Genomic DNA, 11,285 nt, shown 5'->3' on the forward strand with positions numbered 1-11,285 from the left:
CATCAGAACCGCGCTTTCCGAAAGGCGTCCCAAACACGCCGCAGCTTCATACGTTCAGGTGACATCAGAATGACTTCCTCGATGGTTCACTGAGTCAATCATCAGCTAACCCGAGAAAGACAGAGGAGATCGAGGCACGATGTCCGACACTAAGACGCCGTTCTACTCGGAATTCCACGCCCTCGATCAAGGCGTCCGCGGGCGATATCTCGAGATATTCAACGAGATCGATGCACGCCCTTACAACTCGTCCGGGTTAGGGGAAGCTCTCGTCCACGCCTACTGGGATCTCGTCCAATGGGAACCGAGACGGCGATTCGAAATAAATGAACAGCGATACCTCGGCATGCGTAAGTCGATCGAGGCGATGATGGCGAACCAGCGGGAGTTCATCGCCGGGACCCTCGGCCAGTGCGAATGGTCGGTCTATGCGGACGGCGTCGCGGAACTGGCGCCGCTCGATCTGGCTTGTGAGCGCGACTGGTCCGTCGGTCCGATCGTCGATCTCACCGATGGGATATTCGGTCGCTCATTCGACGTCGACGGCGCGATCGCCGAGGCGCTTCAGCGTGCCGGCGCCCCAGACTCTGAGTCTGAGATGACCGCCGCGTCAAACGCAGAACTTAGTATTCGCAACGCGATTGTCAGAGAGGCCGTAGCGCTCGGCGAGAGAATTAACAATCCACTGTCTGCCGTCGTGCGGCGGGCAGCCCACCAACTCGCTGAACGCGAAGACGGCACCCGCGAGGACATATTCACCTGCCTTTCAGCACTGGGCCAGTTCGGGGTGATGACCATGGCCCGGTTGCTGATCGTTCGCGAGGAGATAGTCAATCAAGCGGCTCGCGCGGTGTCCTCCGGAGCCGCCCGGGAATCCGGCCTCAGCCTCCTGGAGGTCGATTCCACCGCTCGCGTCCACGCTGAGCGTCTGCGGACAGAGTCGGTGCCCTTCGCCGCATTAGACACGATCACTCGAACCGAGATTCGCGAAGTGACCTCCGGGTTCTTCCGTAAACGAAAAACCGAGCAGCACCGGGTACAGGAACCGATCGCGGTCGCAGCCTGGCCGCTTGGCATATCCCGACGGACGGTCGACAGCAATAACGGCTCCAGCCAGGACCTGCACGTGGTTCTACGTCCAGACGGGATCCTTGCCGTCGCACGGGTGACCGGAGGCGCTGCGGAAATCATCTACAGCGGGTCGTTTGCCGCCCTCCAGGTTGTGATGTTGGGAGGCGGCACATGGACGAAAGTCGACGAGCAGACCAGCGTGGCCAGCTTCCCACCGGAATCACCCATGTCGACAGTAGACGGGCTGAGGGCGCTGATGGATCTCTGCGCCCGACTAGGAACCGGGTGACGCTGACCAAGCGTCCCTCACCTCAGCGGCGACACGGTGTTGTTTCAACTGGCAAAGGAGATTCAGATGACAAACGTCGGGGCGCCCGGCCTCACCCGGGCAGACATCGAGCACATCCTGAAGGCAGACGCCGACATGATCTCCGTAGAACGCATCGGGGACGCGCCGGCACTCTGGAGGGTCACGTATTCGATCGACGGGCGACCACCGATCGAGATGATGATCGACAACGGGATCAACCAGATCTACGTCCAAGTGCTCATCCAAATCGATGCCGATCACATCTTCGAAGCCCTCAGCGCGCTGGGCCCCTACGCGACTGTCGGCCTGGCTGTTCTCAGCGACATGCTTTTCATCAGAAGTGCGTTCTACATCGAATTCTCGACCATGCACGCGTTCACTAACAGTTACCACGCTGCCGCCTTGGCCTATCTGCACTACTTGGACACCATCGCTCAGTGATGCGATCCGACTATGCGTGCGGGCCGCGGAGCCGCCTTTTCATTCACTACTCGGCACGGACGGAAGGACCACCGTGGCACTCTTCAGAACCGGAAAGCGCAAAAGCACAGCTCAAGCCGTGGGCGGAGAACGGGCACACCAGGCGAGCCCTGATCAGGCAGGTGCTGGCACCTCGGCCGCGGTCACGGAGCCGAAAATCACCCTGCCTCCCCCACTGATGATCACCTCGCGTGAAGACGCGGGCCACGCCCTGGACCAGGTCGGCGATCTTCAGCGGTACTTCGAGACCGGGGACATCACCGACTCTGAACTGCGGGAACTCGGCAACGCGGTGTCCAGCAGGGTCCAGGGCGTCGTCGACTACTTCGTCTCCCAGGGCATGGAGATCAACCTCTACTCTCAGGTGGTCGAACCGATCTCCGCGTGGGCCATCGGCAACCTCGCCCCGATGTGGATCATGGACCAGGGTGCCACTCCCCGAACCGCCGCCGCAAAGCACTCGTACTTCGTCATAGCCGAACTCATGACGAAGTACGCGAGGCTCAAGCCCAGCTGAACTGATTCCGGCCCGCCTCTCCACTCGCCCCCTCTGTGAACTCGGCACTTCGGTATGTCCTCCGAATACAGGACATACAGCAGCCGCCTCGACAGCTACTTTACTTTTTACGATCACTCTTAAGCCCAGAAAGGGGCTCAACATGAAGATTGCGTACGCGACACTCCCCAATGCCGACAAGCTCCCGCTCGTCGCCGCCGCCCCGATTCGACTGGAGATGAACGCCGGCGACGTGGAACCGACAGGTTTCAGCTACGACGCTCTGACCCAGTCCACGATCGGCACGGCTTCCGGCTCGTACTGCAACATCGACGAGAGCATCGGCGTCCCGTTCAACTCCAGCACCGACATGAAAAGCGACGACTGAGCTTCACCCTGTCCGCCCTAGTCGCAGGAGTACGCCGTGCCCTCCCCTCTCGTCCTGGTGATCACGAGCGAGCAAGACACACACGTCCACGTCGTTGGCGAGCTCCTCAGCGAGCGCGGAATCGACTGGGTCCGGCTGAATACCGATGACCTGTTCCGAAACACCCGGATGACGCTTCATCCGACCACGGCAACCGGACAGATTACGATTCTGGATAGTGGACTGACAGTTGACCTCGAGGCGGTCTCCGCGGTCTGGTACCGAAAACCCGAGACCCCGTCCACCTCGCACATGCAGGCCTCCGGAGGGCATTCTGAGCAATTCCTCGAGGCGGAAGCGTACGAGGCGCTTCTCGGGCTGTACGCGATGCTCCAGGATAAGCCGTGGATCAATAATCCACTCACCACCCGCTATGCACACCGCCGCTTCCGCCAACTACACGTTGCACGGCGGATCGGGTTCTTGACCGCCCGATCCGTCTTTGCCAACGATCCCGACGAAGTCCTCGCGTTCGCGGAGTCCGTGGACGGTCCGCTCGCGCTCAAGTCTCTCGGCGCCCTGGCCGTCACTGACCCGGTTGACGGAAACGTGGCTCACCAGTACGGGGTGCTCACTCGGACTATAGACCGCGACACCCTCGGTGAGCTCCGCGCGAGCATTGAGAACATGCCGACATTCCTCCAGGAGTATGTGGACAAACGGTACGACCTGAGGGTCGTAGTAGCCGGGCGGCATGTTTTTGCATGTCGGATCCACAGTCAGTCAGGAGAGTTGACCAGACACGACTTCCGAATCCAGACGAAGAACCTCCACCACGAAACCATTGAGTTGGAACCGGAACTCCGCGCTCTCCTGGGGCGCTACCTCGACGAGATGGGGTTGAACTTCGGCTGCTTCGACTTCGTCGAGGACGCCGACGGCACCCGGTACTTCCTCGAATGCAACCCCAACGGGCAATGGTTGTGGGTGGAGAAGAAGACGGGGGCCCCGATCGCCGCGGCGATCGCCGACCTGCTGGCAGATCTCGCCGGCGCCGCCTGATGAACGCGATTCGAGTACGCGATGCTCACGGGGGCCTGGCGGCCTTCGTGCACCCGGTTCCCGTCAGTGAATTCACCGAGGAACACTGGAGGCGAACACCACTTTTCTCTCACCGTAACGAGCGCGACTACTTCGCGGCGCTGCCCCGCCTCGCCGATCTCGACCTGCTGTTGGCGACTTCTCTGCACAGCTCCGTGCACAACCGCGGCAAGCTCGTGCGAAGCGGGCGGGACGGCGGGTACGCCGAAGAGCCGTTCCGGCTCCGGGCGGATGGCCGCTTGGACCTGCACCATGTCTTCGACAGATACGCAGGCGGCTTCACCGTGGTAACCAATCTCATCGAGCTCGCATCACTCCCGGCCGCTCGACTGTGCGCGGCCCTCGAGCGCGACACCGGGTTCAGGGTCAGCGTCAACGCCTACCTCACCCCGCCCCGGTCTCAGGGGTTCGGCGCACACTTCGACTCCCACGATGTTTTTGTTGTTCAAGTCGACGGTCACAAATCCTGGCGAGTGGCTACAGAACCCGATCCCTCGTCGGCACCGGGGATCGCCACCGCAGCCGACTTCCGGAGCTTCCGCGATGTCACGCTGCGCCCCGGCGACTCTCTCTACATCCCGCGGGGCCACGCGCACAGCGCTCATACCGAGGAACTGTCGTCGCTCCACTACACCTTCGGGCTCTCGGCACCCACGTGGGGCCAAATCGTGGCGGAGTCCGTCGAATCGCGCCTGCAGGGTGCCACGTCGTTCAGCGAGTTCGCGCCGCTGATCTCAGATCCGGCGGCCCGCGGTAGTAGCCTCGGTGCTCTGCCCGACCCCGTGGACGCTATGCCCACGCGCGAGGATCTCATCGCCTGTCAAGAGGCCCTGCGGTTCGATCTGCTCGACCGCCACCTCAGTTACTCCGGTCAATTCGTCAACATCGACGCCTGCGAGAGGCTCAGCGATATCTCGGTACTCGAACGCGTCGATAACTGGCCGATCTCCGTGTGTAGGCACCACTCGACGACCCAACTACGACTTGCCGGTCGAGTGGTTGAGTTCGACACGGTGTCGCCCGCTCTGGACTTCGTCGCCGCCCACCCGCGTTTTGCCGTCTCCGAGGTGCCAGGGAATCTGGCGGAGAATCTCCACATATGCCGACGGCTGGTCGTCGAGGGAGTGCTTGCCGTACAGCAACCCTGAAAGCCCGGTAACGGATCGCGCACGTCGCGGATGACAAACAAGCCCGATCCCGCAAGAGTGGTCCCATGGCGACTAAGGGGCAGAAGGAGTCGGTGAAGGTCGACGGGCGGACCGTGCGGTTCACCCACCCCGACAAGGTGCTCTACGAGGCCACCGGCACCACCAAGGCCGACGTCCTCGAGTACTACACGGCCGTCGCGCCGCTGCTCATCACCTACGCCGGCAACCGGCCCGTCACCCGCAAGCGCTGGCCCGACGGCACCGACGCCGACTCGTTCTTCGAGAAGAACCTGCCCCAGCACGCGCCCGACTGGGTGCCGAGCGTGACCATCGAGCACTCCTCGCGCACCGTCCGCTACCCGGTGCTCGACTCCCCCGCGACCCTCGCCTGGTTCGCCCAGCAGGCCGCGCTCGAGCTGCACGTGCCGCAGTGGACCCTCTCCGGCGGCGAGCCGGGGAGGACGCGGCGGATCGTCATCGACCTCGATCCGGGTGAGGGCGTGGAACTGGATACGACGGCGAAGGTGGCCCTCCGCGTCCGGGACCTGCTGTCCGAGGCGGGACTCGAGTCGTTCCCGGTCACCAGCGGCTCCAAGGGGATCCACCTCTACGCTCGGCTGGACAAGGCCGTCACCGCCGCCAGCGCCTCCAAAGTGGCCAAGCAGATCGCGCAGTCCCTCGCCAAGCAGACCCCGGACCTGGTCACCGCCACCATGAAGCGGTCCATCCGCGACGGCAAGGTGTTCGTCGACTGGAGCCAGAACAGCGGCGCCAAGACCACCGTCTCGCCGTACTCCCTGCGCGGGCGGGCCGAACCGTGGGTCGCCGCGCCCCGCTCGTGGGAGGAACTCGGCGACGGCGGCCTGACGCACCTGCACTGGGACGAGGTCCTCAAGCGGCTGGACTCCGACGGCGACCTCCTCGACGGCCTCGAGGCGTCGGGCTCGGGCTCGCGGTCAGGGAAGGGGTCGGGGTCGAGGGCGAGCTCGACAAAGTCCAGCACCACGAAGAGCTCGTCGTCGAAGAAGTCCTCGTCGTCGTCCACCTCCGCGAAGAATGCCTCCTCGGACGGTCCGGCTTCACGTGGAACCACGAAGTCGAGCGGGGGCAAGAAGTCCTCGTCGTCGTCGTCCTCGTCGTCGAACGATGACGACGACCCCCATCGCGTCGCCGCCGAGGAAGGCTGCGACACCGAGCCCACCTCGCCGGACGCGGTCGTGACCAGCCTCGACGAGTACCGGCGCAAGCGCGACCGCCGGCGCACGCCCGAACCGTTCGAGGGCGAGGTCGAGACCGACCGCGAGGACGCCGAGGGGCCGATCTTCGTCATCCAGGAGCATCACGCACGGCGCCTGCACTACGACCTGCGGCTCGAGCACCACGGGGTGCTGGCGTCCTGGGCCGTGCCGAAGAACCTGCCGACCGAGCCCAAGGACCGGCGGCTCGCGGTGAACACCGAGGACCACCCCCTCGGCTATGAGACCTTCGAGGGCACCATCCCCAAGGGCGAATACGGTGCCGGCCACATGACCATCTGGGACCGCGGCTGGTACGAGTGCGAGAAGTGGCGCGAGGACGAGATCATCGTGTGGCTACACGGCGAGAAGCTCGACGGCCGCTACGTCCTCGTCCGCACGAGCGCTGAGAAGAACCAGTGGATCGCGCAGTACATGAAGGACCAGTCGCCGGACTCGTTCTACGGCGGGCGCGACAATCCGAAGTCGTCGTACCCGGACGATGACAAGCGTGCGCGCGGCACGGGCGGCTCCGATGGTTCCGACAGCTCCGACGGTGCCGGCGACAAGGCGCGCTCGCGTTCCACCGACCGGTCCGACAGCACTAGCCGCCCCGATGCTCCCCCGCTGCCCATGATCCCCACGGCCGCCGAGGTGACCGAACTGCCCGACGACACGTGGGCCTTCGAGGGCAAGTGGGACGGCTACCGCGTCACCCTCGCGACCGACGGCGCACAGACGCGCCTCGTCAGCCGCAACGGCAACTCCATGGACTGGCTCGCCGACGGCTTTCCCGGGCTGGCCGAGGCGCTCGAGAGGCGGGCCGTCCTCGACGCCGAGCTGGTGATCCTCGACGCCAACGGCGTGCCGGACTTCGCGTCGCTGGCCAAGCAGGCCGCCGCCGAGGGCAAGGACTCGTCACTACCGCCGGTCGAGCTGTTCGTCTTTGACGTGCTCGAGGTGGACGGCGTGGACCTGCAGAAACAGACCTGGGAGCGCCGCCGAGAGGTGCTGGACCTGCTCGCGCCGGCACTGCGGGCGGTCGATCGAGTGCACGTGCCGGAGGTCCTCGACGGCCCCGGCGACCGCGCCCTGGCCGAGGCCGAGGAATACGGCTGGGAGGGCATCGTCGCCAAGCGCCGCGACTCGAAGTACGAATCCGGCCGCCGTTCCAAGGCCTGGCTTAAGCAGAAGCTGCTCACCACCACCGAGGCCGTCGTCGGCGGATGGCGACCCGGCAAGGGTGGACGCTCCGGCTCGCTCGGCTCCCTCCTTCTGGGCCTGCCCGCCGAGACCGGCCTCGCCTACATCGGCCGCGTCGGCACCGGGTTCACCGACAAGCAGGCCCGCGCCCTGCTCAACGAGCTCAAGGGCCTCGAGCGCAAGACCAGCCCGTTCGTCGAGCAGCTGCCCGCCGACGCCCGCCGCGAGGCCGTCTGGGTGACGCCCAAGATCGTCGTGGAGGTCCGCCACCAGGGCTTTACCGACGAGGGCAACATGCGCCAACCGTCCTGGCGCGACATCCGCCGCGACAAGCTGCCCGGGGACTTGTAGACAAGCGTTCGAACCCGAGCTGACCAGAGCCGCCACAGGCCTTCTAGCCAGCACTTCGCTCGAAGTTAGACACTGAGCGTCCACTTATGTAACTCTTACTTACATGCCAGAATCAGAATTGCCGGGGCCGGGAAGGTCAGACGGCAAACCGTCCCGCCCGGGCCCGTGGTCCCCGTCCGCGTCGACCCCTCAGCCACAGCACGAGTACGCCGGCGCATCAGGACCGCAGTTCGGCGGCGGAGCAGCCTCTCAGTCGTGGACCGGCGGCCCGAACGCCCCCTACGGCGGTCCTCCATACGGCTCCCTGCCTTCGCCCGCGGAGCAGCCCAAGAAGCGAAACACGGTCGGCATCGTGGCGCTTGTCGTCGCCGTCCTGGGCACGATCATGTCGGTGGTGCCCGGTGCGGCGATCATCGGCTGGATCCTGCTCCCCTTCGGGTTCATCCTCGGCCTCGTGGGGCTGTTCATGAGCGGCAAGCCCAAGGGAACCTCGATCGCTGCCGTCATCGTCTCCATCGTGGGCACGATCGTCGCGATGGCCTTCTTCGTCACCGTCGTGGGGGACGCCTTCGACGAGGCGTTCGACGACGAGGTCAGTGTGTCCCAGTCGGAACCGGGAAGTTCCGGATCGGGAGCGGCACCGGACGCCAGCGACACCGATAGTGACGACAGCCCCGGCACCCGCGGCAATCCGTCAGCAATCGGAGACGTCCTCAGTTCAGACGACTGGGAAGTCGTCGTGAACAGCTTCACTCGCAACGCCACCGATCAGGTCATGGCGGCCAACATGTTCAACGATCCCCCGCCGCCCGGAAGCCAGTACGCCCTGGTCAATCTCACGGCTACGTACATCGGGGATGAGTCTGGTCATGCCGACTTCCTCAGCGCAGCCTTCGTCACCGACACCGGCAACGTGATCCGGGACTACGACCATTCCGCCGTGACTCCCGACCCCCTGGAGGGTGAGCTCTACACCGGTGCTTCCGCGACCGGCAATATCGACCTCGCGATCCCCGAAGGCGAATCGGGCCTGCTTCGTCTGGAACTCGGGGCCTTCGGCGGCGAGGTGTTCGTCGCAGTCGAATAGGTAAGTCTGAGAACGTTCGCCGTCGGCCTGAGAACGGGTCGGCGGCGATGCTCATTTCGGGGCTCCCATCGCGGTCTTCGCTGCTGAGGCTGGCGCGCGGGCGCCGCGCTGACCTGCAGTGCCCTGGACGGGCCGTTCAGGGCACTGCAGGTCAAGCGGCCCGCGTCTCGTGCCACCCGCCCCGCGACTGTGGCGTCCGCGTGGGGCGATCACCGTCGTCGCTCCCCCACCCCGCGCGGCAGCGGTCGGAAGTTTGTCGCAACCACTGCGAATAATCGGTCCGGGAATCGCAATGGCTACACCAAAGTTCGGAGGAGGTTAGCGGCGGCGAGCCGCTGACCTGCGGCGCCCTGAACGCGGGTTGCAGGGCACCGCAGGTCAGGGCGGGTACACGCGGGTGCAGGCGGGTGCAGGCGTGGCGGACTACTCCCCCGCGCCGTGACCGCGACAAGCGACCGCGGCAGCGCCCTCGGCTACAGCTCAGCAACGTACGGGTTCGTCACCGCTCCGCGACGTAATCGCGCCGGGATCACGAACAGCATCACCACGACGAAGACCGCCATCACGGCGGCGGCGACGAGACTTCCCGCGGTGCCCGTCACGAGAAAGAAGATGAGCGCGACGAGTCCGACCATCGCGACCGACAGGATGGCCAACCCGGCGCGGGCCAACGTCGCGGACAGCCGGAGCACGCGGTCCTTGCGGTGCGAGCGGAAAACTGCGCGGTGGATCATCACCGGGGCCAGCAGCATCACCGACGAGATCAGGGTGAGCGACAGGACGACGAGGTACAGGGCCCGGGCGCCCCAGCTGATCTCCGCGAACCGCTCCTGGAACGGCACGACCAGCAGGAACCCGATCAGCACCTGACCACCGGTCTGGACGATCCGCAGCTCCTGGAGCAGCTCGATCCAGTTGCGGTCGATCCTCTGCGCCTCGGTCTCGTCGCGCTCCCGGGGACGGTCCACGTCCATGCCGCTCCTCTCGCCGCGGGACCTCCATCGTTCCCCGGCCCGCCGGCGTCGAAGGGCATTTCGCCGGGAATCGGGAGTCCCCGCCGGCCCGCCCGGACCGGCTCGACTCACCGGGTGGTGGCGGCGCGGGCGGGCGGGCGGACCTCGTCGTCGTCGTGGTCGTCGTCGTGGTCGTCGAGGTGACCACCGCCGGCGCTGCTCGCGGCGAGGGGCGCCGGTGGTGTCACGCGCTCTCGGCGTGGGCGGTCTCGGTGTACGCGGTGGCCGCCGAGTCCTCGATCCAGGGCGCGGCCTCGCGGGCGATCCGCTCGGTCATCACCTCGCGACGCTCGATGGCGTCCCGGCCGACCGGCAGGTGCAGCGGCAGAGCGCTCTGCGACGCCACGCGGTGGATGAGGCGCGCGCCCTTCACCGGGTCACCCGGCTGGACGTGGTTGTTCTCGCCCGCCCACTCGAGCGTCGCGTGCGCCGGGGTGCCGTCGTAGACGTCGACGCGGTTGGCGGGCAGCTGCAGGGAGCTCGCGTCGAGGAAGTCGGTCCGGAACACACCCGGCTCGACCACCATGCTCTGGATCCCGAACGGCTCCAGCTCCGCCGCGAGCGCCTCGCTGATCCCCGCCACGGCCGACTTGGACGCGGCGTAAACGCCGACGCCCGGCTCGCCCTCGAACCCGGCCCGCGAACCGATGTGCACCAGCTTTCCGCCGCCGGCCTCGCGCATCACCGGCACCACAGCGCGGGTGACGTTGAGCAGGCCGAACACGTTGACGTCGAAGAGAGACCGGGCCTCGGAATCGGTGATCTCCTCGACCGCGCCGATGAGACCGCGCCCGGCGTTGTTGACCAGCACGTCGATCTTGCCGAAGCGCTCGAGCACGGCGGCGACGGCCGCGTCGATCTGCGCCTGATCGGTGACGTCGAGGCGGACGGGCAGCACGTCGCGGTGTTCGCGGAGGTCCGCCGGCAGGGTCTCGGGCCGACGCGCGGCCACCGCCACCTGCTCGCCGGCCGCGAGGGCGGCGCGCGCGATTTCGAGGCCCAGTCCGCGGCCGGCTCCGGTGATCATCCAGACAGTCATAGGGTTTCCTTTCGGATTGAGAGCGATGTGGCTCCCGGTGAAGGAGGAGTTCGCTCTCGAATGGGTCGGCGCGGTTCCCGGATCGGGACCACTGCCGTGCCGCCGGTCGGCGACGCACTTCATGTTTGTGCGAGCCGGGCGTGGCGAGAAGGCCCGCCGTATCCGGGGACAAACTGGGCCCCCCCAACCGCGCTGCGGCAGCGCGATACTGGGCGCATGGCTGAGCAGCTCGAACCCCGGCTGGCCGACTTCCTGCGCGCGACCAGCCCCCGCTTCGACACCATCCGCCTCGGCATGGGCCTCGGCCTCGGCGGGCAGGTCGCCGAGGCGATGGCACCCCGCTGGACTGGAGTGTTCCCGCTAAAGTGGCCACTGCAATTAAGC

Annotated in this window: 10 protein-coding genes; 8 read left to right on the forward strand and 2 right to left on the reverse strand. The window is 66.0% G+C overall.

Going from position 1 to position 11,285, the window contains the following annotated elements:
• Positions 1 to 139: 139 nt before the first annotated feature.
• The 8 genes from G6030_RS07595 (at position 140) to G6030_RS07630 (ending at position 8,849) form a co-directional block, all read left to right on the forward strand.
• On the forward strand, positions 140 to 1,360 hold the full coding sequence (locus G6030_RS07595) for a hypothetical protein (RefSeq protein WP_182642702.1): 1,221 nt from the start codon (positions 140 to 142) through the stop codon (positions 1,358 to 1,360).
• A 66-nt stretch (positions 1,361 to 1,426) separates the two neighbouring features.
• On the forward strand, positions 1,427 to 1,822 hold the full coding sequence (locus tag G6030_RS07600) for a hypothetical protein (protein ID WP_182642703.1): 396 nt from the start codon (positions 1,427 to 1,429) through the stop codon (positions 1,820 to 1,822).
• Positions 1,823 to 2,039: 217 nt separating this feature from the next.
• Positions 2,040 to 2,378 (forward strand): hypothetical protein, encoded by a 339-nt coding sequence (locus G6030_RS07605; RefSeq protein ID WP_182642704.1) that lies wholly within the window; start codon positions 2,040 to 2,042, stop codon positions 2,376 to 2,378.
• Positions 2,379 to 2,520: 142 nt separating this feature from the next.
• Positions 2,521 to 2,745 carry a hypothetical protein gene (locus G6030_RS07610; RefSeq protein ID WP_182642705.1) on the forward strand — a complete coding sequence of 75 codons (225 nt, stop codon included), beginning with the start codon at positions 2,521 to 2,523 and terminating at the stop codon, positions 2,743 to 2,745.
• A 36-nt stretch (positions 2,746 to 2,781) separates the two neighbouring features.
• Positions 2,782 to 3,786, forward strand: a complete 1,005-nt coding sequence (locus G6030_RS07615) for an MvdC/MvdD family ATP grasp protein (RefSeq protein WP_182642706.1) — start codon at positions 2,782 to 2,784, stop codon at positions 3,784 to 3,786.
• Positions 3,786 to 4,973 (forward strand): cupin domain-containing protein, encoded by a 1,188-nt coding sequence (locus tag G6030_RS07620; RefSeq protein WP_182642707.1) that lies wholly within the window; start codon positions 3,786 to 3,788, stop codon positions 4,971 to 4,973. The genes G6030_RS07615 and G6030_RS07620 overlap by 1 nt, the downstream gene beginning before the upstream one ends.
• A gap of 65 nt (positions 4,974 to 5,038) precedes the next feature.
• Positions 5,039 to 7,762 carry an ATP-dependent DNA ligase gene (locus G6030_RS07625; protein ID WP_182642708.1) on the forward strand — a complete coding sequence of 908 codons (2,724 nt, stop codon included), beginning with the start codon at positions 5,039 to 5,041 and terminating at the stop codon, positions 7,760 to 7,762.
• Positions 7,763 to 8,147: 385 nt separating this feature from the next.
• Positions 8,148 to 8,849 (forward strand): DUF4352 domain-containing protein, encoded by a 702-nt coding sequence (locus G6030_RS07630; protein ID WP_241724233.1) that lies wholly within the window; start codon positions 8,148 to 8,150, stop codon positions 8,847 to 8,849.
• A gap of 473 nt (positions 8,850 to 9,322) precedes the next feature.
• Here the strand turns inward: G6030_RS07630 and G6030_RS07635 are convergent, their stop codons facing one another.
• Complete coding sequence (locus G6030_RS07635) at positions 9,323 to 9,823, reverse strand: DUF6328 family protein (RefSeq protein WP_182642709.1); 501 nt, start codon at positions 9,821 to 9,823, stop codon at positions 9,323 to 9,325.
• A 223-nt stretch (positions 9,824 to 10,046) separates the two neighbouring features.
• Positions 10,047 to 10,901 carry an SDR family oxidoreductase gene (locus tag G6030_RS07640; RefSeq protein ID WP_182642710.1) on the reverse strand — a complete coding sequence of 285 codons (855 nt, stop codon included), beginning with the start codon at positions 10,899 to 10,901 and terminating at the stop codon, positions 10,047 to 10,049.
• Between the last annotated feature and the right edge of the window lie 384 nt (positions 10,902 to 11,285).

Origin of the sequence: Dietzia sp. E1 (assembly GCF_014145015.1) — a bacterium.
Classification (GTDB): Bacteria; Actinomycetota; Actinomycetes; order Mycobacteriales; family Mycobacteriaceae; genus Dietzia; species Dietzia cinnamea_A.